At 61.0% G+C, this 23,581-nt stretch carries 20 protein-coding genes and 1 rRNA gene; 10 read left to right on the forward strand and 11 right to left on the reverse strand.

Annotated features, from left to right (window positions below; all coding sequences use genetic code 11):
• The first annotated feature begins 2 nt into the window (after positions 1–2).
• Positions 3–118 (forward strand): 5S ribosomal RNA (gene rrf, locus KGB07_RS15015).
• Positions 119–315: 197 nt separating this feature from the next.
• A complete protein-coding gene (gene mrdA / locus KGB07_RS15020; protein WP_046043229.1) occupies positions 316–2,208 on the forward strand; it encodes a penicillin-binding protein 2 in 1,893 nt (630 codons plus the stop codon).
• A gap of 12 nt (positions 2,209–2,220) precedes the next feature.
• Here mrdA and KGB07_RS15025 read toward each other — a convergent pair whose 3' ends face one another.
• On the reverse strand, positions 2,221–3,180 hold the full coding sequence (locus KGB07_RS15025) for a LysR family transcriptional regulator (protein WP_008051112.1): 960 nt from the start codon (positions 3,178–3,180) through the stop codon (positions 2,221–2,223).
• 154 nt (positions 3,181–3,334) lie between these two features.
• Between KGB07_RS15025 and KGB07_RS15030 the strand changes: the two genes are divergently transcribed.
• Genes KGB07_RS15030 through KGB07_RS15040 form a run of 3 tightly spaced genes read left to right on the forward strand, consistent with a single transcriptional unit; the run spans position 3,335 to position 6,326 of the window.
• A complete protein-coding gene (locus KGB07_RS15030; RefSeq protein WP_046043227.1) occupies positions 3,335–4,636 on the forward strand; it encodes an MFS transporter in 1,302 nt (433 codons plus the stop codon).
• Positions 4,633–5,388 (forward strand): class II aldolase/adducin family protein, encoded by a 756-nt coding sequence (locus KGB07_RS15035; protein WP_046043226.1) that lies wholly within the window; start codon positions 4,633–4,635, stop codon positions 5,386–5,388. The genes KGB07_RS15030 and KGB07_RS15035 overlap by 4 nt, the downstream gene beginning before the upstream one ends.
• Positions 5,385–6,326: a 2-hydroxyacid dehydrogenase gene (locus KGB07_RS15040; protein WP_046043225.1), complete on the forward strand. Its 942-nt coding sequence runs from the start codon at positions 5,385–5,387 to the stop codon at positions 6,324–6,326. The genes KGB07_RS15035 and KGB07_RS15040 overlap by 4 nt, the downstream gene beginning before the upstream one ends.
• Positions 6,327–6,495: 169 nt before the next feature.
• Here KGB07_RS15040 and KGB07_RS15045 read toward each other — a convergent pair whose 3' ends face one another.
• From KGB07_RS15045 to KGB07_RS15085, 9 genes are all read right to left on the reverse strand, one after another.
• Entirely contained in the window at positions 6,496–7,413 is a 918-nt protein-coding gene (locus KGB07_RS15045; RefSeq protein WP_046043224.1) for a LysR family transcriptional regulator, read from the reverse strand.
• A gap of 145 nt (positions 7,414–7,558) precedes the next feature.
• Positions 7,559–8,689 carry a glycosyltransferase family 4 protein gene (locus KGB07_RS15050; RefSeq protein ID WP_223465781.1) on the reverse strand — a complete coding sequence of 377 codons (1,131 nt, stop codon included), beginning with the start codon at positions 8,687–8,689 and terminating at the stop codon, positions 7,559–7,561.
• A gap of 1 nt (position 8,690) precedes the next feature.
• Positions 8,691–9,821 carry a glycosyltransferase family 4 protein gene (locus KGB07_RS15055; RefSeq protein WP_046043222.1) on the reverse strand — a complete coding sequence of 377 codons (1,131 nt, stop codon included), beginning with the start codon at positions 9,819–9,821 and terminating at the stop codon, positions 8,691–8,693.
• Positions 9,805–11,181, reverse strand: a complete 1,377-nt coding sequence (locus KGB07_RS15060; RefSeq protein WP_223465782.1) for a glycosyltransferase family 4 protein — start codon at positions 11,179–11,181, stop codon at positions 9,805–9,807. Before KGB07_RS15060 ends, KGB07_RS15055 begins: the two co-directional genes overlap by 17 nt.
• The gene (locus KGB07_RS15065; RefSeq protein WP_046043219.1) at positions 11,178–12,437 is read right to left on the reverse strand and encodes an ABC transporter ATP-binding protein; all 1,260 of its coding nucleotides are present in this window, start codon (positions 12,435–12,437) and stop codon (positions 11,178–11,180) included. Before KGB07_RS15065 ends, KGB07_RS15060 begins: the two co-directional genes overlap by 4 nt.
• On the reverse strand, positions 12,437–13,234 hold the full coding sequence (locus KGB07_RS15070) for an ABC transporter permease (RefSeq protein ID WP_046043217.1): 798 nt from the start codon (positions 13,232–13,234) through the stop codon (positions 12,437–12,439). Before KGB07_RS15070 ends, KGB07_RS15065 begins: the two co-directional genes overlap by 1 nt.
• Positions 13,235–14,677 carry a mannose-1-phosphate guanylyltransferase/mannose-6-phosphate isomerase gene (locus KGB07_RS15075; protein WP_223465783.1) on the reverse strand — a complete coding sequence of 481 codons (1,443 nt, stop codon included), beginning with the start codon at positions 14,675–14,677 and terminating at the stop codon, positions 13,235–13,237.
• A 3-nt stretch (positions 14,678–14,680) separates the two neighbouring features.
• Positions 14,681–15,652, reverse strand: a complete 972-nt coding sequence (gene gmd / locus KGB07_RS15080; RefSeq protein ID WP_046043214.1) for a GDP-mannose 4,6-dehydratase — start codon at positions 15,650–15,652, stop codon at positions 14,681–14,683.
• Entirely contained in the window at positions 15,649–16,563 is a 915-nt protein-coding gene (locus KGB07_RS15085; protein ID WP_046043232.1) for a GDP-mannose 4,6-dehydratase, read from the reverse strand. The genes gmd and KGB07_RS15085 overlap by 4 nt, the downstream gene beginning before the upstream one ends.
• A gap of 424 nt (positions 16,564–16,987) precedes the next feature.
• On the opposite strand from KGB07_RS15085, the gene KGB07_RS15090 reads away from it, so the two are divergent.
• From KGB07_RS15090 to KGB07_RS15110, 5 genes are read left to right on the forward strand one after another with little or no spacing between them, the layout of a single operon-like run.
• The gene (locus tag KGB07_RS15090) at positions 16,988–18,574 is read left to right on the forward strand and encodes a glycosyltransferase (protein ID WP_223465784.1); all 1,587 of its coding nucleotides are present in this window, start codon (positions 16,988–16,990) and stop codon (positions 18,572–18,574) included.
• Entirely contained in the window at positions 18,568–19,872 is a 1,305-nt protein-coding gene (locus KGB07_RS15095; RefSeq protein WP_046043211.1) for a glycosyltransferase, read from the forward strand. The genes KGB07_RS15090 and KGB07_RS15095 overlap by 7 nt, the downstream gene beginning before the upstream one ends.
• Positions 19,869–20,735, forward strand: a complete 867-nt coding sequence (locus KGB07_RS15100; protein ID WP_046043210.1) for a class I SAM-dependent methyltransferase — start codon at positions 19,869–19,871, stop codon at positions 20,733–20,735. The genes KGB07_RS15095 and KGB07_RS15100 overlap by 4 nt, the downstream gene beginning before the upstream one ends.
• Positions 20,732–21,889 carry an acyltransferase family protein gene (locus tag KGB07_RS15105; protein ID WP_223465785.1) on the forward strand — a complete coding sequence of 386 codons (1,158 nt, stop codon included), beginning with the start codon at positions 20,732–20,734 and terminating at the stop codon, positions 21,887–21,889. The genes KGB07_RS15100 and KGB07_RS15105 overlap by 4 nt, the downstream gene beginning before the upstream one ends.
• Positions 21,883–22,716: a class I SAM-dependent methyltransferase gene (locus tag KGB07_RS15110; RefSeq protein ID WP_223465786.1), complete on the forward strand. Its 834-nt coding sequence runs from the start codon at positions 21,883–21,885 to the stop codon at positions 22,714–22,716. Before KGB07_RS15105 ends, KGB07_RS15110 begins: the two co-directional genes overlap by 7 nt.
• A gap of 76 nt (positions 22,717–22,792) precedes the next feature.
• On the opposite strand, the gene KGB07_RS15115 is transcribed toward KGB07_RS15110, so the two are convergent.
• Positions 22,793–23,581, reverse strand: a complete 789-nt coding sequence (locus tag KGB07_RS15115) for an SDR family oxidoreductase (RefSeq protein WP_046043207.1) — start codon at positions 23,579–23,581, stop codon at positions 22,793–22,795.

A 23,581-nucleotide genomic window follows, 5' to 3' on the forward strand; every position in this document is an offset into this window, starting at 1 on the left:
TTCTTGACGACCATAGAGCGTTGGAACCACCTGATCCCATCCCGAACTCAGCAGTGAAACGATGCATCGCCGATGGTAGTGTGGGGTTTCCCCATGTGAGAGTAGGTCATCGTCAAGATTAAATTCCGAAACCCCAATTGCGAAAGCAGTTGGGGTTTTGTTTTTGCGCTCGAAAAAAGGGCCGAGCCAGCCAAGGTCAATTGTGAAAAAAATCACACAAACCAGGCACCACGCTTTTGGTATGGTGCAGTCCATTTTTAATGGACTGAGTTTGCGCCCACGGATCGGCGTTCTTTTCAAAGAGTTGCTGTACAAGTGCCTGAACCGATACCGATCAAGGACCACGAAAAAGAAACACGCCTGGTCAACAAGAGACTCCTGGCCTGCGCCTTGTTCGTTGCCGCCATTACCTGTGCGCTGGTGGTACGCCTGTACGTCCTGCAAGTGGTCGAGTTCGACTATCACTCGACCATTTCCGAAAACAACCGCGTCCACGTCCTGCCGATTACGCCTACCCGCGGATTGATCTATGACCGCAACGGCGTACTCCTTGCGGACAACCGTCCCAGCTTCAATCTGACCATCACCCGCGAACTCGCCACCGATGTTAAAAGTGAGCTGGACGAGGTGGTCAATCTCCTGCACTTGCCCGCCGAAGACCGCTCGCAGTTCGACAAGGCGATGAAGCAGGCACGTCACCCCTTCGTACCCGTGACATTGTTCTATGAGTTGAGCGAAGAACAGATTGCCGTACTCGCCGTCAACGAGTTCCGCTTGCCGGGCCTCGATGTCGAGCCGCAGTTCGTTCGGCACTATCCATTGGGCGAGCACTTCGCTCATTCGGTCGGCTACGTCGGACGTATCAACGAAAAAGAGTCAAAGGCTCTGGATAACGTCGAGTACCGGGGTACCCAATCCATCGGCAAGACCGGGATCGAAAAATTCTACGAGGCGCAACTGCACGGCCATGTCGGGTATGAGGAGGTCGAAACCAATGCTCAGGGCCGCGTGCTGCGGGTGCTCAAGCACACTGACCCGGTGCCAGGCGAAAACATTGTCCTGAGCCTCGACGTCAAGCTTCAGGAAGCCGCCGAGCAAGCCCTGGGGGATCGTCGTGGCTCGGTGGTCGCGCTGGATCCGTCGACCGGTGAGGTGTTGGCCATGGTCAGCAACCCGAGTTTCGATCCAAACCTGTTCGTCACCGGTATCAGTTCCAAGGAGTACTCCACGCTACGGGACTCCATTGATCGGCCGCTGTTCAACCGTGTGCTGCGTGGTCTCTATGCGCCGGGTTCGACCATCAAGCCGGAAGTGGCAATCGCCGGCCTCGATGCCGGTGTCGTTACGCCACAGACCCGTGTGTTCGACCCCGGTTATTACCAACTGCCGGATTTCGATCACAAGTACCGCAACTGGAACCACAGCGGCGACGGCTGGGTGGATATGGATGCGGCGATCATGCGTTCCAATGACACCTACTTCTATGACCTGGCACACAAGCTCGGTATCGATCGCCTGCACGACTACATGGCCATGTTCGGACTCGGTGAGAAAGTCTCCCTGGACATGAATGAAGAATCCCCCGGCCTGATGCCATCCCAGGCCTGGAAGCGTGCCACCCGTCGTCAGGCCTGGTTCCCGGGCGAGACGGTGATTCTCGGCATAGGTCAGGGCTACATGCAGGTCACGCCGCTGCAGCTGGCCCAGGCCACGGCGCTGATTGCCAACAAAGGCGTGTGGAATCGCCCGCACCTGGCCAAAACCGTGGACGGTGTCGCGCCGGTGGATGAGCATCCGATGCCGAACATCCTGCTCAAGGATCCTCGCGACTGGGAGCAGGTCAACCACGGCATGCAGATGGTGATGCACGATGCCCGCGGGATTGCCCGGGCCGCAGCGGCGGGGGCGCAGTACCGTATTGCTGGCAAGAGCGGTACCGCACAAGTGGTGGCGATCAAGCAGGGCGAGCGTTACAACCGGGAGAAAACCCGCGAGCGTAACCGCGACAATGCCTTGTTCGTCGGTTTCGCCCCGGCCGAGCACCCGAAAATCGTGATTTCGGTGATGATCGAAAACGGCGAGGCCGGTGGTCGCGTCGCCGGACCGGTCGTGCGGGAGATCATGGATGCCTGGCTACTGGATCAGGACGGACACCTCAAGCCGCAATACGCAGCGCCGAGCAAGGCACCAGGCGATCCTCACGTCTGAACTCCCATGGCTTCACAGCACAGGCTCACGGATGCTGAGCATGTGCTGGAAGCTCTCGAGGAACACGGTTTCGGCCTGGCTCATCTTCTGTTCGCGATTCCACAACAGCTGTATATCGAAATCCACCACCCCGTCTTCCGGCGGCAAGCGCCAGAGCAGACCTTGCTCGACATCCCGGCGCACCAGATGGGTGGGCAAGGCACCGATGCCGTAACCTGCGCAGATCAAGCGATAAATTTCTTCGAAACTGGTGGAAGAGGCGACGATCTTGCCAGTGAAGCCTTGTTGGTCGCGGAACAGCGTCAGGGGGGAAAGATTGCCGCCGAGTTGATCGCTGGTGAAGCTGACGAAGTTTTCCGCCGCCAGTTGTTCCAGGGTCAGGTTCTCTTGTCCGAACAGCCGGTGACGCTGGCCACAAAAGTAAGCATAGGTCTCTCGAAACAGTACCCGTTGCTCCAGCCGCGGCTGCGGCAGGCGGCACAGGCCGACGCCGATGGTTGCGGTCTTTTGCAGCAGCGAACTGATGATGTTCGAACTGCCCATCACCTCGACTTCCAGCTCGATTTTCGGGTGGGTTTCATGGAAGTCCGCGAGGAAATCATCGTAATGCCGCGCCTGAACTCCGCTGACGGTGAGGATGCGGATCTTGCCCACCACGTCGTCGTGACGACTCTCAACTACCGTCCCCAGGCGTGAAATATCCCCGTAGATATCTGCCGCTATGCGCAGGACTTCTTCCCCGGTTTCCGTCAGGTCAAAGCGTCGTCCGCTGCGGGCAATCAACACGCATTCCAATTGTTCTTCCAGTCGTTTCAACGCCTGGCTGACCGCCGACTGGGTGATGTGCAGTCGCGCGGCGGCGCGGCTCATGCTGCCTTCCTGGCCGATGACCAGGTAGGTGCGCAGCAGGTTCCAGTCGAGGCGGTCATTGAGAAAGCGCCGGCCGACCCAAGGGTTGGAAGTGGAAGGCATAAAACCTCATGCAGTAGCAGTGCTAATAGTAAAGATAAGAATTTGAAAATTGACTAATCCTGGCATGGAAGCGATAAAGCCCACAAGCGCCACAGAGCGCAATCGTCGCCAGCCTCAACACCTGCCCAAAACTATAAGTACACAGGGTCCTTGCATGCACACTACTCCCCAACCGCGCCGAGCCGCGGCCGCTGCCTTCATTGGCACGACTATCGAGTTCTACGACTTCTACATCTACGCCACCGCGGCGGCGTTGGTCCTCGGGCAAGTGTTCTTCCCCAGTAGCGACCCGGTAATGAGTACTCTCGCTGCATTCGGTAGTTTCGCCGTCGGCTTCATTGCCCGCCCCATGGCCGGGATGGTGTTCGGGCATCTGGGGGATCGTCTCGGGCGCAAGAAAATGCTGCTGGCGACCATGGCCTTGATGGGAATCGCCACCGCGGGTATTGGCCTGTTGCCGAGCTACGCCAGCGCCGGCATCTGGGCGCCCATTGGCCTGATCGCGCTGCGTTTGATCCAGGGCATATCGGTCGGTGGCGAGTGGGGTGGGGCGGTGTTGATGGCCAGCGAGCATGCGCCGGCCAAGCGCAAGACGTTCTATGCGTCGTTCGCCCAGCTCGGCAGCCCGGCCGGTTTGTTGCTGGCACTGATCGCTTTCCGACTGGTGACGTCCCTTGAGCCGGACGAGTTCCTAGCCTGGGGTTGGCGCTTGCCGTTCCTCGCCAGCGGCGTGTTGATGATGGTCGGCCTGTTGATCCGCTCCGGGGTTCACGAGTCGCCGGAATTCGCCAAGGCCAGGGACAACAACGAGACCGCCAAGTACCCGGTGATGGACGTGATCCGCACCTGCTGGCGGCAGATCCTGTTCGCCGCCGCGGCCGTGACCATCGGCTCGGCGGGGTTCTTCTTCACCAACACCTTCATGATCACCTACGTCACCCAATACCAGGGCATTGCCCGTTCGACGATTCTCGATTGCCTGTTTCTGGTGACCGTCATCCAGTTGCTCTCGCAACCGCTCTCGGCGCTGATGGCCGAACGTATCGGTGAAGGTCGTTTTCTCAAGTGGGTCGCGTTGCTGTGCATGGTCACGCCTTACCCGATGTTCCTGCTGGTGGGCACGCAGAACATTGTGTTCATGACTGCCGGCATTGCCCTGGCGGTGGTGATTCTCTCGGCGCTGTACGCGGTGATCGCCGGCTACATGACCCAGGCCTTCCCGGTGCACCTGCGCTACTCGGGCATTTCCATCGCCTACCAATTGGCTTGCGCCGTGGCCGGGGGCACCACACCGCTGATCGGCACCCTGCTGGCCAGCAAGTTTTCCGGACAATGGTTGCCGCTGGCGGTGTTCTTCACCTTGCTCTCGGCCCTGTCCCTGATCGGTGTTTGCGGCCTGGCCCGCCTGCGCGCCAACCCGGTCGTCACCCACGCTGCCAAAGAGGTGTATTCGTGAGTAAACCTGCACACATCGACCCGGTTGAATGGCAAGCCCGTTGCGAACTGGCTGCGCTGTATCGACTGGTCGCGCACTTTCGCATGACCGACCTGATCGACACCCACATCACCCTGCGGATACCGGGGCCTGAACACCACTTCCTGATCAACTGCTACGGGGTGATCTTCGACCGCATGCGCGCCTCGGACCTGGTGCGCATCGATCAGGATGGGCGGGTGGTCGACCCGGAGTACGCAGGCCATCGGGTCAACGCCGCCGGCTTCGTGATTCACTCGGCGATCCACATGGCGCGTCCGGACTTGAACTGTGTGATCCACACTCACACGGCGGCCGGCATGGCGGTCGCGGCGCAGAAGCAGGGCTTGCTGCCGATCAGTCAGCATGCGCTGAAGTTCTACGGCAAGCTGGCCTATCACACCTACGAGGGCATCGCGCTGTCGCTGGATGAGCGCGAGCGCTTGATCGCCGACCTCGGTCCGCACCGGGCGATGATCCTGCGCAACCACGGGTTGCTGGTGGGGGGCTCGGGCGTGGCCCAGGCATTCCAGGAAATCCACTTCCTGGAGCGCGCCTGTCAGGCCCAGGTGCAGGCGCTGGCCGGTGGTTCAGCCCTGCATTACCCGTCACCGGAAGTGTGCGCGCACACCGCCGAACAGTTTGACCGTGATGAGCAGGACAACATCATCGACCTGGCCTGGGAGGCCGCACTGACGTTGATCGAATCCCAGCGCGAGTCTTATTTGTCATGAACGCCGTCATCAATACCGTGGTTCTGCTGTCCCGCGACACTTTGCTGCTCAAGCAATTGCAGGCGGCGTTTGCCCGCAGTGCGCCGCAACTCACTGCCGTGCTAGCTGATGATCCCCGGGCCGCCAATGCGCAGGTGGCGGCGTGCTGGTTTCCCTTGCCGGGCAGTCTCGGCGCATTGCCGAACCTGCAGGTGATTCACTCGGTGGCTGCCGGTATCGATCACCTCGATCACGATCCGTCATGCCCGGACCTGCCGGTTTGCCGTGTGGTCGACCCGGGCCATCGCCAGGGCATGACTGAGTACGTGCGCTGGGCGGTGATTCACTATCACCGCGGTTTTGATCAGGTGTTGTCGCAACAGCGGGAGCAGCGCTGGGAGCGGCCGCTGCAACGGGCGGCGGGGCAGTTCAAGGTCGGAGTAATGGGGCTCGGATCGCTGGGCAGCGCGATTGCTCTGGACCTGGTCGCAGCCGGTTACGACGTGCGCGGCTGGGCACGGCGCAGCAAGGACTTGCCGGGTGTGTGCACGTTCGCCGGGGCTGATGCGTTGCATCCGTTTCTCGACGGCGTCGAGTTGCTGATCAACCTGCTCCCGCTGACCAGCGAAACCCGCGGGATTCTCGGACGAGCCACTTTCGAGCAGCTCGCCAACGGCGCGGCACTGGTCAACTGTGGCCGGGGCGGTCATTTGAACATCGATGACCTCGAACAGGCCTTGGCGAGCGGGCACTTGCGCGGCGCCTTGCTGGATGTCTTCGAACAGGAACCTCTGCCGCTCGAACATCGGCTATGGAATATGCCCGGTGTAACCATCACCCCGCACATGGCTTCGGCGGCTTCCCATGACTGCATTGCCGAGCAAGTGGCGGAGAACTTCCGTCGATTGAATAGCGGCGAACCGTTATTGAACTGTGCGGACCGTCTACTGGGTTATTGAACCCACCGCTATCCAACCAATAAAAAATGCCCTGCGAACTCGCCCGCTCAATTGGGCGAGCCATAATGTTGACCACCAAGCTGCACGGTCGCGGCGACAGCGTCATCAATCAGCCCATACACTGCGCCTGCTTGAACGCTTGCGGGCCGGTGGCGCGGGTCTTGCGCGTTTAGTCCGTGAGCCGTTGTTGCAGGCTTTCGAGAAAGATCGTCTCGGCCCGGCTCATGCGTTGTTCGCGGTTCCACAGCAAATGAATGTCCACATCGGCAATCCCCTCGTGGGGCGGCAGGCGCCATAGCAATCCGGCGTCAACGTCGGCCGCCACCACGTGCTCGGGCAGACAGCCGATACCGAAGCCGGCGATCACCAGTCGCCGGACTTCCTCCAGGCTCGGTGACGACGCGACGATGCGGCCACTGAAACCCTGCTGATCGCGAAAAATCGTCAGCGGCGAGAGCATGCCGCCGATCTGGTCACTGGTGAAGCTGACGAAGTTCTCCCGTTGCAAATCCCCTTCGGCGACATCCTGTTGGCCGAACATTCCATGGTGCTTGCCGCAGAAAAACGCATAGCGCTGACGCAGGAACAAACGCTGCTCCAGGCGTGGCTGTGGGCGTCGATTGAGGCTCAGGCCAAGGGTCGCGGTTTTTTCCTGGAGTGCGCTGACGATGTCGGAACTGCGCATCACGTCGACTTCCAGATCCACTCGCGGGTACTGGCGGTGGAAGTCGGCGAGGAAGTCATCAAAGCGCTCGGAGAAGATCCGGCTGATGATCAGCAACCGCACTTTGCCAATCACTTCGTCGGCCGGTTGTTCCAGTACGCTGCTGACCTGGGACATTTGCCCGTAGATTTCCCCGGCCAGGGCGAAGATCTGCTCGCCGACTTCGGTCAGGGCAAAACGTGGCCCGCGACGGGCAATCAGTTGGCGGCCCAGCTGTTCTTCCAGGCGCTTGAGTGCCTGGCTCACTGCCGGTTGCGTCAGGTGCAGGCGGGCGGCGGCGCGGCTGATGCTCTGCTCCTGGCCAATCACCCGAAAGGTGCGCAGCAGGTTCCAGTCCAGGCGGTCATTGAGCAGACGTTGCATAGGCGGTCAGCAGAAAGTCAGGGGTCAATAGGGAATGTCCACGGCTTGCACACATCGTGCGCAAGCCGTGGAAAATCTACAGTCGAGGGATCGTATCACTGTTGGAAAGCCGCAGCAGAGACAAGTCGGTTCCAGCCAAAAAGCCTCATGCGTAGGCGAGGGCTTTTTCGTCCAGCAGTTCCTCATACAGCGCAGCCCATTTACGACCCATTTCGTCCGCTGTAAACAGATTTTGATAACGGGCCTGCGCTTTTTCGCCCATTTGCGCCGCCAGCACCGGGTTTTCCCAAAGCGTACGCATCGCCTCGCGAAATGCCGATGGATTGCTCGGCGGCACCACGAGCCCGGTCTCGTTATGGATGTTGATGTAACTGGTGCCAGTGCCAATCTCACTGGAGATCATCGGCTTGCCATACATCGCGCCTTCCAGCAGCGAAATGCCAAAGGCCTCGGAGCGCAGGTGCGACGGGAACACCACCGCATAACTCAACTCGAGCAAGGCGACCTTGTCTTCGTCGCCCAGGAAGCCGAGGAAGTACAGGTTCTGCAGGCCCAGCGCTCTGGCCTGGGCATGCAGCTCCGCTTCCAGCGGGCCGGCGCCGACGATTACCACGGGATAGTTCAGCCCCTGCATCGCGTCGAGCAGGATGTGCAGCCCTTTGTAGTAGCGCATGACACCGACGAACAGGAAGAACTTGTCCCCCAGCTTCTGGCGCCAGCGCTCGGTCCGTGCTGCGTCGTGCTTCGGATAACCCGACTTGTCCAGGCCATAAGTGATGACTCGGGTCTTGTCCTGGTAGTCCTTGAGCACGTCGCTGGTGTGAAAGTAGTTGGGGGACGCCACGGCGATTCGATCCGCGCTGTCCAGGAACCGACGCATCAACGGCCGGTACAGTTTGAGCAGATGACGTTGGCGGATGATGTCGGAGTGGTAACTCACCACGCTGGGTTTTTTGGTGGCGCTGGCAAAATGCACCAGGTCCATGAAGGGCCAGGGAAAGTGATAGTTGACCACGTCGGCTTCAGCCGCGAGCTCACGAAACTGCTTGAACACGCTGTAGGAAAAACCGGTGGAGGCGAGTTGAAAATCCAGCCTGGCCTGATGCACCTGGTGCTCGCGGATTTGCAACACGCCCGGTGCCGGGTTATTGCTCAGGGTCAGCACGCTGCTGACGACACCATGGCGGGCACCGCTTTCGCTCATCTGGAAAATGACTTGTTCGATGCCACCTATGGAGTCGGGCAAGTAGGTTTTATAAAAGTGCAGAACGCGCATATCAGTTCTCCATTACCTGGCGGTAGGCGCGGGCGGTCACCGTCGCGCAACGCTCCCAGGAAAAAAGCTTCGCTCGCTGCAGGCCCATCTCGCGACAGACCTGCCAATGCGCCGGGTCGTCGATCAACCGCTGCAGGGCATCGCGCAAGGTGTCGGGGTCGTGCGCCTCGATGTAGTTGCCGGCATTGCCAGCCACCTCCGGCATCGCCGATTCACCCGTCAGAATCACTGGGGTGCCACTGGCCATGGCCTCCAGCACCGGCAGGCCGAACCCCTCGTACAACGAAGGGAAGACCAGCGCCCGGGCACCGGCCAGCAACTGCGCCAGATCCTCGTCAGGCAGGTACCCCAGCAGGCACACATGACCTGACGCGAGGGCGGAGCGTAATTCGTCGTTGAGCTGCTGGCGCTGCCAGCCGGCCATGCCGGCGATCAGCAACGGAAAACGCTGGCGCACGGTTTCCGGTAGTAGGGCATGGGCGCGCAGGGCCAGGGGCAGGTTCTTGCGCGGCTCCAGGGTGCCGACGCAGAGAAAATACTCCCGCGCCTCGACGCCGTGTGCCTTGAGGACCTGATCGATGGCCTCGGGTTCACGGGGGTGGAAGCGCGCGGCCACACCCAGCGGTGCTACCACGAAGCGCTCGGCCGGTAACCCGAAATGCGCCTGGGTTTCGTCAGCAATGTATTGCGAGTCGGTAAGAATCAGGCTTGCCTGTCGCACGCCGTCGGCCACGCGCCGTTCGATTTCTCGCAAGCGCGCCGGTGGCTGCGTTTCGGGATAGTGCAGGTGAGTCAGGTCATGCAGGGTGATGACGGTCGGGCCGTCGAACGACAGCGGCCAAAAACTCGGTTCGTGGTAGAGGTCGATGGCTTGCGCGAGGCCCTGATCAAAGCGTTTCTGCTCCAGCCAGCGCCGCGCCTGATAGGCTCCCGGGATCTGGCGCAGCAACGGCGTCAGACGCGAGTAACCGGGCATCGCTGCCTCAGGCAGGGTCGAACTCCAGCCCCAGCCATGGAACAACGACAACTCGACGTCCGGTTCGCGGGCCAGGGCCGTCGCCAGTTCGGCGACGTAGTGGCCGATGCCCGTGCGCGGGGCCTGGAGGATGCGGGCGTTAAGGGCAATTCGCATGCTGACTCTCAGGCACCTTCGCATCGCTGTGCAGGTTGCGTTGGATGCGTCCGACCAGTTGTGCACTCGCCTCGCGCCAGCTCAGCCAACGCCAGTTATCCAGGTTGAGGGGGGCGGGAAACGCGCCGCCGCTTTCCATGTCGGTGACCAGGTCGGCCAGGTTCTGCGGGTCGGCGAGGTCGAAATACGCCATGTACTCGCCACCGATTTCGCGGAACACCGGGATATCGCTGGCCATGGCCGGCAGGCCTCGCTGCATGGCTTCCACCAGCGGCAAGCCGAACCCTTCGACGTAGGAGGGGAACACCAGCGATGTCGCGTGGGAGTAGGCGTGTTCCAGGCTCTTGTCCGAGAGGGTGTTGAACATGAACAGGCGCTGGTTCAATTGCGGATGCCGGCGGATACGTTCGATCAGCACCTCGCACTTCCAGCCAATCTTGCCGACGATGCACAACCGGGCTTTTGACCCGGCCGCCCAGGCGAGCTCGAACGCGTCCAGCAGATACGCATGGTTCTTGCGCGGCTCGATGGTGCTGACCATGAGGAACACAGGATCCGGTGTCTTGAACATCTGCAGCAGCCCCGGGTCGACGGCGGAACGGGCATCGGTCAAGTCGAGTTCGGAACCGAGGTGAAAGTAGTCGAACCAGCGTTGCTGCACCTGCGTGGAGCCGATCCTGCGGGTCATCTCCTGGCGAACCTGGTCGCGGATGGTGGTCGAGATCGCCACGTAGCCATCGGCGGTGCGGGCGATCCAGTCGAACCATTCGTTGAACACCTTCACCAATCCTGCGTCGCAGAACTGCGGGTGGGTCAGGGGAATCAGGTCGTAGATCACCGAAACGATGCCCACCCCGTCACGCTTGAGTTGCTCGGCCAGGGGGAAGAAGTTGGCGTGCCAGGACGAATCCAGCAGCACCAGTTGATCGCCGGCGCGATGCTGCAACGGCACGCAGCGTTCGGGAACCTTCTTGCCCTTGAGTGCGCGATCGAGCAGGCGCATCGGCAGGCTCAGGCAGGCGAACGCGGTCAGACGGCAACCGACGTAAAGCACCCGGCGGGCGAGCTTCGACTGGCTGAAAGGGCGGCGTCGTTCCAGTGTGCGGTGGCGCAGCCAGAATTGATTGGCGAACTGTTCGAGCTTCACCCGCAGGCTCATCAGGTCCACTTTGACGGTCGGCAAGGGCGCCAGGCTTTTCACCTCGAACAACGCGCCATTGATCATCACCACCGGAATGCATTCACGCTGGGCATCGGCGGCCGGCAGTTGCTGAATCACATTGCGAACGACCCGTTGAATGCCCGAGTTGGCATCCGGGTGTTCGAAGACGTAGGTACATTCCACCAACAGTCTGCTCATCGTGTTTCCCCAATGGATTCCACCCGATTCTCACTGGAACGGGTCACGCTGGTCTGCGCTTCGAGCCAGGAGCAACCCACGAAGTCTTCCTGGCGATTGTTGATCACGTGGAAGACCAGCCCGTAGTCACGCCATTCGAAATTGCGATCCAGGTGCGAATCCAGCCGCGACAGGCTCAGGGCCACCGAATAATTGCCCTTGCCCAGGCGCATGTCGAAGGCAAAGCGGTAGGTGATGCGTTCGCCGGCACTCAGGTCGGTAAGGGCTTTGTCGACCCGGTGGGTATTGATGCCGTACATGGGCTGGCCGAGCCGATCCTTGATCATGAAACCGAGAATCAGTCGCTCGATGTCCTGGCGCACCTCGACCTGCACTTCCAGGACCATCGCCTGACCGACTTCCGCCACCTCTACCGAACGGCCCTTGGGGTCAAGCAGGCGGACGCTGAGAATGCCCGCTTCGCCTGTTCCGGAAATGGTTTGTACCTGCCCGTTGGCGAGCATTTCCTGGCGCACCGTCTGGCCCTCGCGCTGGGCGAGCATGGCGTTGTAGTAGTCCATCACTTCTTCGGGCTTGCCGCGCATGGCCATGCGCCCGTTTTCCAGGAGGATCGCGGTGTCGCAGATCGACTGGATCGCCGAGCGGTCATGGGACACGATCAGCAACGTGGTGCCGGCCTTGCGGAAGTTGCGGATGCGATCAAAGCTTTTGTGCTGGAAATAGGCGTCACCCACGGACAGCGCTTCATCGACGATCAGGATGTCCGGGCGCCGTGCGGTGGCCACGCTGAAGGCCAGGCGCATCTGCATGCCGCTGGAGTAGGTGCGAACCGGATGGTCGATGGCCTCGCCGATTTCGGCGAAGCTCTCGATCTCCGGCATCAGCGCTTCGATTTCTTCGACCTGCATGCCGAGCAACTGCCCGGCCATGAAGGTGTTCTGCCGACCGGTGAAGTCCGGGTGGAAGCCCATGCCCAGCTCCAGCAGCGCCGCCACGCGACCTTGCAACCGGATGTCGCCGCAGGTGGGTTGGGTGGTGCCGGTGATCATCTTCAACAGCGTGCTTTTGCCGGCTCCGTTGACCCCGACGATGCCCACGGCTTCGCCCGGCTGAATCTCGAAATCGACCCCTTGCAGCACCCAGTGCAGGTGATGCCGGGTGCGGGAAAACGGCACCAGCCATTCGAACAGCCGGCTCCAGCGATTCGGATACTGCTTGTAGGCCTTGCCCAGGCCACTGACACGTATATGTCCCATCAGAGCTCGTCCACCATTTCACCGACACGCTGGCGGAACAGCCGCAGCGCCATCCCACAGAACAACAGGCCGATCACCAGCAACGGCACCAGCGAGCTCCAGTCTGGCCATTGATTGTAGAGAAACAGGTTCTGGTAGCTGTTCATCAGTGCGGTCATCGGGTTCAGCTCGATAACGCGCTGGATGCCCGGCGGCAGGATCGACAGCGGATAAACGATGGGCGTCAGCCAGAACCAGAATTGCAGGCAGATGCCGAAAAACTGCCCGACGTCGCGAAAGAACACGTTGAGCACGCCCAGAATCATCCCCAGCCCCGCGGCGAAGATCACTTGCAGGACCAGCAACGGCACCAGCGCCAGCAATGCCATGCCGGGCAGCCGCCCGCTGATCAGCAGGAAGCCGAGGAACAACCCCAGGATGATTGCGAAATTGATCCCGGCATTGAGCAGCACGATGACCGGCAGGCAGATGCGCGGGAAGCTGATTTTCTTCAGCAGGTTGGCGTTCTCCAGGAACATGCTCTGGCTGCGCGTCGTGATCTCGGCGAACAGTCCCCAGGTCAGCAGGCCGGCGCACAGGTAGACGCTATAGGCCAACCCGTCGTCCACGCCCGGCAAGCGGGCGCGCATGATGGTGGAAAAGATCACCGTGTAGACGAGGATCATCGACAGCGGATTGAGCACGGTCCACAAGGCACCGAACAGCGAGTTGCGATAACGCGCCTGAAACTCCCGTTTGACGCTGCCGAGGATGAAACCCCGGTAATTCCACAGCGATTGGTAAAGATTACGCAGCATTCAAACCGTCCTGCCGTATTGATCTTCGAAGCGGACGATGTCGTCCTCTCCCAGGTATTCGCCGCTTTGCACTTCGATGATCACAAGATCGATTACGCCGGGATTCTCCAGGCGATGCTTGTGACCGGCGGCAATGAAGGTCGATTCGTTCTTGGCCACCAGGTGCGTGCCGGTGCCATTGTTGGTGACCTTGGCCATGCCTTCGACCACCACCCAGTGTTCATTGCGATGGTGGTGCATCTGCAACGACAACTTGGCGCCGGGCTTGACCACGATGCGTTTGATCTTGAAGCGCGGGCCTTCCTCGAGCACGGTATAGGTGCCCCATGGCCGGCTGACCGTACGGTGCAGGCGATAGGCTTCGTGCTCTTTATCCTTGAGCTGCCTGGCCACCCGGCGCACATCCTGGGCGCGGTCGGCGTGGGCCACCAGCACCGCGTCGGCGGTGTCGACGATGATCAGGTTGTCCACGCCCACGGTTGCGACCAGACGGTTATCGCTCTGGACGAAGTTGTCGTGGCTGTCGATGAAAATCGACTCGCCGACGGCGCGGTTGTTTTGAGCGTCCGCCGGTACCAGCGCGGCCACCGCACTCCAGGAACCGATGTCGCTCCAGTCGAAACGGGCCGGCACGACGACCACCTTGTCGGAGCGCTCCATCAACGCGTAGTCGATGGAAATATCCATGATTTCGCCAAACAGGGCCGGCGACAGTTCCTGCTGCAGGCTACCGGCGTTTTCCACCGCAGCGCTGGCGGTCATGCAGGTCTGCGTCTGCTCCAGCAAGGCGGGAGCATGGATTTGCAGTTCGGCCAGCAGGCTGGCGACCGAGAAGCAGAACATCCCGGAGTTCCACAGGAAGTTGCCGCTTTCCACGTAATGCGTCGCGGTTTGCAGGTCGGGCTTTTCGACGAAGCGCCGCACGCTGGCCGCGCCTTTGTCGTCGAGTGATGTGCCGGCTTCAATGTAGCCAAAACCGGTTTCCGGAGCAGTCGGCACGACACCGAAGGTCACCAGGTGACCGCGCCTGGCCAATGTCACGGCATGTTCGACCGCGTCCTTCAGCGCGTCGACATTGACGATCAGATGGTCGGCGGGCATGACCAGCATGATCGCGTCGTCGCCATGCAGGGCCTGGAGGGAGAAGGCGGCAGCGGCAATGGCCGGCGCGGTATTGCGACCCGTCGGCTCCAGCAGGAAGTGCCCGCGATGCCGGCCCAGGTGCGCGTCCCGAAAGTGATCCTTGCTCTGGAAGTAGTACTCGCGGTTGGTCACCGTGACGATATCGCCCCAGCCATCGAGCAGGTCCGCGGCACGCCGATAGGTCTTGCCCAGCAGCGACTGGCCGTCGGGCAATGCCATGAACGGTTTGGGATGGCCTTCACGCGACACCGGCCACAACCTTGTACCGGCACCGCCGGAGAGAATCACGGGAATCAGCATGGCCTACTCCTTGGCGACGCGTTTCATGTCCGCATCCATCATCATGCGGATCAAGGCATCCAGATCGGTTTTTGGTTTCCAGCCCAGCACACGCTGGGCCTTGGCCGGGTTGCCGAGCAGCACTTCGACTTCGGCCGGGCGGAAGAACGCGGGGTCGATCCTCACGAAATCGCGGTAGTTCAGGCCCACGTGATCAAAGGCGATCCGGCACATCTCGCGCACGGTGGTGGTCACGCCGGTGGCCACCACGAAGTCGTCGGGTTTGTCCTGTTGCAGCATCAGCCACATGGCTTCGACGTAGTCCCCGGCAAAGCCCCAGTCGCGCTTGGCGTCGATGTTGCCCAGGCGCAGTTCCTGCTGCTTGCCCTGCTTGATGCGGGCGGCGGCGTCGGTGACTTTGCGCGTGACGAACTCGATGCCGCGCAGCGGTGATTCATGGTTGAACAGAATGCCGCTGCTGGCGTGCAGGTTGAAACTTTCGCGGTAGTTCACGGTGATCCAGTGGCCGTACAACTTGGCCACGCCATAAGGGCTGCGCGGATAGAACGGAGTGTTCTCGTCCTGCTGCTCGGCCTGGATCAGACCGAACATTTCACTGGTGGACGCCTGGTAGAAACGCGTGTGCGGGCTGAATTGACGAATCGCTTCGAGCAGGTGGGTAACGCCCAGACCGTCGACGATGCCGGTGGTCACCGGTTGATCCCAGGAGGCCGCGACAAAGCTTTGCGCGGCAAGGTTGTATACCTCGTCCGGCGCCGACTTGATCACCGCGCGCTGCACTGAACAGGCATCGGCCATGTCGCCGTCCAGGTAGACGATGTCCGCCTCGACCCCCATCTCGCGCAGGCGCCAGCGCGAGTCGCTGCTGCGACGCGCCACCAGGCCGTGGACTTTGTAGCCCTTGTCGAGTAACAGTTTGGCCAGATAAGCGCCATCCTGGCCGGTGATACCTGTGATCAATGCACTTTTAGTCATTCTTGTCGTACTCGCTTCTCCCAGTCGGACAGGATCGCCCGCAGGGATTGTTGTGTTGTGATTTCAGGCTTCCATTCGGTGGTTTGGGTCAGCCTCGCAGGGCTGCCACACACACGACGCTGATCCGCGCGGCGAAGTCGCGCAGGGTCCTGGACCAGTTGCAGGTCGACCTGGGCAAGATCTGCCAGTTGTTCGATCAAACTGCGAATGCTCTGCTCGCGTCCCGAGCAAATGTTGTAGACCTGCCCCGGCGTACCGTTCTCCAGCAATGCCAGGTAGGCCGAGACCACGTCCCCGACATCAAGGAAATCGCGCGTGACGTCGATGTCCCCGACCTCCAGTTGTGGCCCTTGCAGGCCTTGCTTGATCCGGCAGATCTGGCGGGCGGCGCTGGCGATGACGAAGCTGTCTTTCTGCCCGGTTCCAATGTGGTTGAACGGGCGGGCGACCAGTACGGGCCAGTCTTCGCTCAGGCCCCATTGCAGGCTCAGGAACTCTGCCGACAGTTTGCTCACGGCGTATGGGTTGCGCGGGCAGGGTGGCTGCAATTCGGTGATGGGCAAATCGGCTTCAGTGACCTGGCCATAGACATCACCGGAGCTGACGTACAGAAACGTGCCGGTGAAGCCGCGCGCCTTGAGCGCTTGCAGCAGGTTCAGGGTGCCCAGCAGATTGATGTTCAGGGTGCGCGCCGGATCACGAAAGGCTTCCGGGACGAAGGTCTGGCCGGCCAGGTGAATCACCGCATCGGGCATTTCCGGCCACAAGCCTTCGAGGCTGTCCGGCACGGCGAGATCGTACTGGCAAGGCACAGGCAGAAGCGCCCACTCCGAGGCATCAGCCTGCAAGCGCGATTGGATGTGTTGTCCTACGAATCCAGTCAGGCCCGTGACAAACAGACGTTTTTTCAACAGCGACCCCCCGGTCATGCATTTCATCCATTCCTACAGACTTAATGGAAGGGTCTCACGAATCAACAGGATCGCTCGCAAAGACAGGTGAAATGTTTTGTTGTAGTTGTTTGGTAGCCAATCTGTGCCATTTGCTCGGCAATTTCAACAGGTCCAACCGTGACTGGTCAGTTCTCGTCAGCGTAGCCTGATTTATTCTCGTCGAGCGGTTCACGAATCCTCAACGGATGTGGTTAGAATGCCCCTCGTCACGATGATCCAGGGTTCGGCAGCGTCGCTTCGAAACTGCGAGGAACTGACCACTAAAACAAGAACGAAGACGGGCAGTAAGACAATGGACGAGCGCCAGTGAACACTGGCTCGAACCCTGTCCTCCCCGTCATAGCGTGAGGCTGCCGGATTGGCGGCGTCACCGTGGGATGCCATGAATTTTATTCTTTACTCCGACGTCAACGACAGCTCCATCAGCCAGAGTCTCGGCCGTCCCGAGTACAGTTACTACTTCGTACTCAAGGCGTACCGACCGCTGTTCGAAAGCCTCGGACCGGTGCATGTGGTGTCATCGGCCGCCGAGGTCGATCCGCTATATCGACAGTTGCAGCAGGCCGGTCAGGACTGCCTGTTCATTTCGTTCGCGCCACCGCACAAGACTCCCACCGACTTGCAATGCCCGATGGTGTGCGTGGTTGCCTGGGAGTTCGACACCATTCCCGCCGAGCACTGGGACAACGATCCGCGTCAGGACTGGAGCCAGACACTGGCACGTCTGGGGCGGGTGATCACCTTGTCCACCCATACCGCCGAAGCCATCCGCCGGACCCTGGGCGACGACTTCCCGGTGCTGGTGTTGCCGACGCCTTTGTGGGAACGATTCGCCGACATTCGCCAGCAATATCCCGGTACGCCGGTTAACGCGGGCGCCACGTTGCAGATCAAGGGTTGCATCCTGGACAGTCGCTCGATGGGATTGTCCGCCGATGGTTTGATCGCGCCGCTCATCGAGCAACCGCCGCAGGAAATCGTCGAACCCGAACCCGAACCCGAACCCGAACCCGAACCTCCGGTGCCGCCGTTGACCCTGCGTCGACGCCTCTTCATTACCAGGCATTACCTGCTGTTGTGGTATCGCGAAGCCATTCGCGATCTGGTGCCGGATGCCGTTCGCCCATGGCTGGCCAGATTTCGGACGCCTCAAGCGTTGCCGGTCGAATCCGCAGTCAGCGAAGCGCCCGTGGCGGATGAACCTGTCATCAGCGAAACCTCCGCGCAGGACGAGCATCCACAAGCAGCTTTCCCCGACACCAGCCAAACGGTCGAAATCGAGGTCGATGGCGTCATCTACGTGAGCGTGTTCAACCCCGATGACGGGCGCAAGAACTGGCACCAACTGATCACGGCGTTCTGCTGGGCGCTGCGTGATGTGCAAGACGCCACGCTCGTGTTGAAGATGACCCAGAACGACCTGTCGACCTATTACGTCGAACTCATCACCTTGCTGTCCCAGCTCTCGCCCTTCGCCTGTCGCGTGGTGGTCATGCACGGTTATCTGCAGGACGAGCAGTTCGCCCGGCTCTATGGCGCGGCGAGTTACTACGTCAACGCTTCGCGCTGCGAAGGTCTGTGCCTGCCACTGATGGAGTTCATGTCCTGCGCCCGGCCGGTCATTGCCCCGAACCACACGGCGATGCGCGACTACATCGACGAGCGCGTGGCTTTCGTCGTGAAGTCCAGCCAGGAGCCGACGATCTGGCCGGAAGACGCGCGCATCCTGTACCGCACCTTGCGCCACCGTCCGGACTGGGGCTCGTTGAAAATGGCTTATGAGAACAGCTACGCGATGGCAAAGAACCAACCGGACGCCTGGCAGACCATGGCGGACGCGGCCAGCGAACGCATGCACCAGTACTGCAGCTTCGCCCCGGTGCAGCAGCGACTGGCACTGTTCTTCAAACAGGAACCTGCCCGTGACGTCGTGCCGGTGGTTGCCGAAACGGGGGCTGCATCGTGCTGATCATCATTCATTCGGAAACCAACAAGAGCAACATCCAGCAGAACCTGGGGCGGCCCGAGTACAGCTATTACTTCGTCCTCAAGGAATTCCGTCCGGTGCTCGAACGACTCGGGCAGGTGATTGAGGTCAGCAACCCGGACGAACTGGTCGATCGGCTGTATTTCGATTGCCAGAGCCGGGGCGAAGACTGTGTGTTCCTGTCCTTTTCGCCACCGCATCGCACGCCGGTCCACTACGCGTGCCCGACGATTCCGGTGTTCGCCTGGGAGTTCAGCACCATTCCCACCGAGAGCTGGCAGGGCGAACCACGGCATGACTGGCGGACGGTGCTGGGCGCCAGCGGGACGGCGATCACCCACTCCAGTTTTACCGTGAATGCCGTGCGCGATGTGATGGGCCCCGATTACCCGATCTGCGCTATCGCGGCGCCTGTCTGGGACCGTTTTGCCGCCCGTGGCGAGCTTCTGGACAAGCGTCCGGTCGTGGGCCCTACGCGCTTGAACCTGCGCGGGTTGTTGATCGACAGTCGCACCACGGACTTGCGCCCCTACGGCCCGGAACGTTTGCGCGAGGGCACGCCGATTGCCTTCGACCAGCCGCCGCGCGACTGTGAGCTGCTGCTCGAGGGCGTGGTCTACACCTCGGTGTTCAATCCCTACGACGGACGCAAGAACTGGAAGGACATGATCAGTGCGTTCTGCACCGCCTTTCGCGACAGGCCCGACGCGACCCTGGTGCTCAAGCTCACGCACCATGACATCGCCAACGCGCTGAACGACATGCTGCACCATGTCTACAAGAATCAGTCCTATCAGTGCCGCATCGTGCTGATCCACGGCTATCTGTCCGACGTCGACTACGAGCGCCTGGTCGAGGCCACCAGTTACGTCGTCAATTGTTCCTACGGCGAAGGGCAATGCCTGCCGTTGATGGAGTTCATGTCCTGCGGCAAGCCGGCGATTGCGCCGCTGAACACCGCCATGGCCGACTACATCGACCGTGACAACGCGTTTATCGTCGACAGTACCGATGAACTGACATCCTGGCCCCACGATCCTCGCGCCGCGTATCGTACCCTGCGCTACGTCACGGATTGGGACTCGCTGTGTACGGCTTTTTCCGCCAGCCATGACGTTGCCAGACAGGACGTCGAGCGCTATCAAAGGATGTCGGCCCATGCCGTGCGTAGTCTGCAGGGATTCTGCAGCCAGGCCGTTGCCGAACAGCGCCTGAAGGCGGTGCTCGAGCAGGTGCTGGAACGGCGTGAAGCAAACTGCGCACAAGCGTCGGGCACATGATTCGGCGCCTGCTTGCGAAGTTACGGCCCGCACCGGTAGTGGTCGCCCAGCCAGAAACGCGGGTATCGCCCAGGGATATCGGTTTGTACGATGCCCTGCTCGACGGTTGGTTTCTCGGCGACAGCGGCGAATTGCTCAAGGGGTTTGCCATCACCGCCGACGACACCTTGCTGGATGTCGGTTGCGGCGAAGGCGTGGCGACCTTGTTCGCGGTCCGGCAGGGCGCTTCGGTGATCTTCACCGACAGTGAACACGACAAGGTCCGCGAGCTTGCCCGGCAAGTGGCGGCACAATCAGACAAGCCGAACCTGGGGCTGGTCAGCAACAGTTTGCCGCTGCCATTGGCCGAGGGCTGCGCCAGCAAAGTCGTGTGCATGGAAGTGCTCGAACACATCGATCAGCCAGAACCCTTCATGGCCGAACTGGTGCGCATGGGCCGCCCCGGTGCACTGTACCTGCTGAGCGTACCGTCCCCGGTGGGCGAGCATCTGCAGAAAGGCATCGCCCCGGCCAGCTATTTTCAATCGCCCAATCACGTGCAGATTTTCAGCCCCGAGCGATTCGCCGCGCTGGTGGAAGACGCGGGCCTGGTCATCGAGCATCGCCAGGCCACCGGGTTTTTCTGGGTCATGGGCATGATTTTTTTCTGGGCCAGTGAGCGGGCTGCCGGGCGTGAATTGGGCGGTGCGGTTCGCGACCGGATTCAGGCGCCGTATCCGCCGCTGATGGAGAGCTGGGCGAAAACCTGGCAGGACTTGCTGGCCCAGCCCGACGGGTTGGCGATCAAGCAGATGCTGGACCGGTTCATGCCCAAGAGCCAAGTGATCATTGCTCGCAAACCTCATGTCCAGGAGGGTGCATGAGCAACGAAAAACGGATCATGGACATCGAGTTGCTGCGCGGCATTGCGGTGCTTGGCGTGTTGTTTCATCACCTGCAGGACAGCCTGTTTGCGGCGGCTGTGCCGTTGTTGCAGGCCATCACGCTGTACAGTCAGCCGTGGTGGGGCGTGGATCTGTTCTTCGCGATCTCGGGCTTTGTCATTGCCCGCAGCCTGATCTCGGCCTTGCGCCGCTGCACCACGCGTCAGGAGTATTGGCAACAGACGCGCAACTTCTGGTTGCGCCGGGCCTTTCGATTGCTGCCGTCGGCCTGGTTATGGCTGGCGCTGATGTTGCTGGCGTGCCTTTTTCTCAACCGCTCCGGCGCGTTCGGCACCCTGCAGGCGAACATTCAGGCGACCCTGGCCGGCATCGCGCAGTACGCCAACTTCCGCTTTGCCGACAGTTTTTATCGCTACGAATACGGCACCAGTTTCGTGTACTGGAGCCTGTCGCTGGAAGAGCAGTTCTACCTGCTGTTTCCGCTGATGATCGTGCTGTTTCGCAAGCACTTGGTGTGGGCGTTGCTGGCGCTGGTGGCGGTGCAGTTGTTGACCTTGCGCACACCGATCCTGATGGTGGTGCGCACCGACGCGCTGGCCCTTGGCGTGCTGTTGGCGATGTGGAGCGCGCAGCCTTCGTACCGGCGTTGGGAGCCGACTTTCCTGCGTCGCTCCTGGGCCGGCCTGTCGGCACTGGTCGGGATTGCACTGGTGCTCGGTTTCATGGCGACGGACCGTTTCACCTTTACCCATTACCGAATCGGTGTGATTGCGCTGCTGTGTGCGCTGCTGGTGTGGATCGCGTCCTACAACCGCGATTACCTGATGCCCAAGGGAATGTTCAAGAACCTGATGACCTGGGTCGGCAGCCGCTCCTACGGGATTTACCTGATCCATATCCCGGCCTACTTGCTGGTTCGTGAGTTCATTTTCCGTTTACAGGCTGCCGGGCTGCCCAGTCCGGCTGGCCATCCGATTCTGATGTTGCTGATGGCTGGCGGCCTGATCGTGCTGCTGAGCGAACTCAACTATCGCTTCATTGAAATGCCCATGCGCAACCGCGGCGCCTCGCTGGTCAAACGCCTGGGCAACTCCCGAACAGCCGTCCCATCCTCTGGAGCCACCTCATGCTGAGCCTTTTGAAGAAACTCACGGCGGGCACGCCCACGCCTGTGCAGCCAGAGACACCGCCCGCGGCGCCAGTGGCCCAGAAGGTCGATCCCTACATGCTCGGCCTGCACGACGCGATGCTCAGCGGCTGGTTCAATCAGCAAACCGGCGAACTGTTCACCGGCTTCCCGGTGACCCCCGAAGACACGCTGCTGGATGTCGGCTGCGGCGACGGTGGTAACGTGCATTTCTGCGGGATGCGCGGGGCGAAGATCATCATCGCCGATATCGACGCGGCCAAGGTCGAGGCGACCCGCCAGCGCCTGGGCGATACACCGGCCCGCGACGTCGAATGCCATGTCACCGACTGCAACCCGCTGCCGATTGCCGATGGGACCGCCACCCGGGTGGTGTCCACCGAGGTCATCGAGCACGTGGACGATCCGGCGCAGTTCCTCGCAGAGTTGGTGCGCGTCGGCAAACCGGGCGCGTTGTATCTGCTGAGCGTCCCGCATCCCAGCTCCGAAGACCTGCAGAAAGATATCGCGGCGGCCGAGTATTTCCAGAAGCCCAACCACATCCGCATCATCAGCGAGGAGCAGTTCAAGGCCATAGTCAGCGATGCCGGCCTGGAAGTGATCAGCCACAGTCAGTACGGATTCTACTGGTCGATGTGGATGCTGTTGTTCTGGGAAGCCAAGGTCGATTTCAGCAACCCGGACCATCCGCTGCTCAACCACTGGGCGGATACCTGGCAGGCGATCCTGGCCTCGCCACGGGGTGCACAGATCAAGCAGGCGCTGGATGCGGTGGTGGCGAAAAGTCAGGTGATCATTGCGCGTAAACCCTGATTAGTCACCTGTGGGAGCGACGGCCTGCACCAGGCCGTCCGGCACCGCCACGGGTGCCGATCCGGTTGGCGGCCAATTATTGGCTGGAGCGAACAGCCCCACCATCAATCAACAGGTTCTGCCCGGTCAGGTAGCCCGTATGGCTGCTGCAAACGAAGGCACACAGCGCACCGAACTCTTCTGGTGAGCCGAAGCGTTTGGCGGGAATCTCGCTACGGCATTCGTCCAGGAATACCTCACTGTCTTGCCCCGACTCTTCAGCAGCAGCGACCAGGTTGTCACGCAGTCGATCGGTGTCGAATGAGCCCGGCTGCAGGTTGTTGATCGTCACATTGCGACTGGCAATGTTTTCTTGCCGGGCAAGCCCTGCGACAAACCCCGTCAGACCACTGCGCGCGCCGTTGGACAGGCCCAGGCTTTCGATCGGGGATTTCACGGCACTCGACGTGATGTTGATGATTCGACCAAATCCACGTGACGCCATACCGTCTACCGTGGCCTTGATCAACTCGATAGGCGTCAGCATGTTGGCATCCAGCGCCTTGAGCCAGGCGTCGCGATTCCACTCGCGGAAATCCCCGGGGGGAGGGCCTCCAGCGTTGTTGATCAGGATATCGAAATGCTCATGGGCCTTGAGCGCTGCCGCTCGACCCTCGGGCGTCGAAATATCTCCGGCGACGGCGATGACCGTCACTTCAGGGTTTATCGCCCTGAGCTGACGGGCTGTTTCATTTAGCGTCTGTTCGCCCCGTGCGGTGATCACCACGTTCACGCCTTCGTTAACGAGTGCCTGTGCGCAGGCTTTGCCCAGACCTTTACTGGCGGCGCACACCAGTGCCCAGCGTCCTGCTATTCCCAGATTCAT

It is taken from the genome of Pseudomonas sp. GL-RE-26, assembly GCF_019956275.1.
Lineage (GTDB): Bacteria > Pseudomonadota > Gammaproteobacteria > Pseudomonadales > Pseudomonadaceae > Aquipseudomonas > Aquipseudomonas grandcourensis.

Bases quoted from the DNA above. Each gene is read 5' to 3' on its own strand.
- KGB07_RS15025 (WP_008051112.1), bottom strand. From the start codon at position 3,180: ATGCCTTCCACTTCCAACCCTTGGGTCGGCCGGCGCTTTCTCAATGAC.
- KGB07_RS15030 (WP_046043227.1), top strand. From the start codon at position 3,335: ATGCACACTACTCCCCAACCGCGCCGAGCCGCGGCCGCTGCCTTCATT.
- KGB07_RS15040 (WP_046043225.1), top strand. From the start codon at position 5,385: ATGAACGCCGTCATCAATACCGTGGTTCTGCTGTCCCGCGACACTTTG.
- KGB07_RS15045 (WP_046043224.1), bottom strand. From the start codon at position 7,413: ATGCAACGTCTGCTCAATGACCGCCTGGACTGGAACCTGCTGCGCACC.
- KGB07_RS15050 (WP_223465781.1), bottom strand. From the start codon at position 8,689: ATGCGCGTTCTGCACTTTTATAAAACCTACTTGCCCGACTCCATAGGT.
- KGB07_RS15055 (WP_046043222.1), bottom strand. From the start codon at position 9,821: ATGCGAATTGCCCTTAACGCCCGCATCCTCCAGGCCCCGCGCACGGGC.
- KGB07_RS15060 (WP_223465782.1), bottom strand. From the start codon at position 11,181: ATGAGCAGACTGTTGGTGGAATGTACCTACGTCTTCGAACACCCGGAT.
- KGB07_RS15065 (WP_046043219.1), bottom strand. From the start codon at position 12,437: ATGGGACATATACGTGTCAGTGGCCTGGGCAAGGCCTACAAGCAGTAT.
- KGB07_RS15070 (WP_046043217.1), bottom strand. From the start codon at position 13,234: ATGCTGCGTAATCTTTACCAATCGCTGTGGAATTACCGGGGTTTCATC.
- KGB07_RS15075 (WP_223465783.1), bottom strand. From the start codon at position 14,677: ATGCTGATTCCCGTGATTCTCTCCGGCGGTGCCGGTACAAGGTTGTGG.
- gmd (WP_046043214.1), bottom strand. From the start codon at position 15,652: ATGACTAAAAGTGCATTGATCACAGGTATCACCGGCCAGGATGGCGCT.
- KGB07_RS15090 (WP_223465784.1), top strand. From the start codon at position 16,988: ATGAATTTTATTCTTTACTCCGACGTCAACGACAGCTCCATCAGCCAG.
- KGB07_RS15100 (WP_046043210.1), top strand. From the start codon at position 19,869: ATGATTCGGCGCCTGCTTGCGAAGTTACGGCCCGCACCGGTAGTGGTC.
- KGB07_RS15105 (WP_223465785.1), top strand. From the start codon at position 20,732: ATGAGCAACGAAAAACGGATCATGGACATCGAGTTGCTGCGCGGCATT.
- KGB07_RS15110 (WP_223465786.1), top strand. From the start codon at position 21,883: ATGCTGAGCCTTTTGAAGAAACTCACGGCGGGCACGCCCACGCCTGTG.
- KGB07_RS15115 (WP_046043207.1), bottom strand. From the start codon at position 23,581: ATGAATCTGGGAATAGCAGGACGCTGGGCACTGGTGTGCGCCGCCAGT.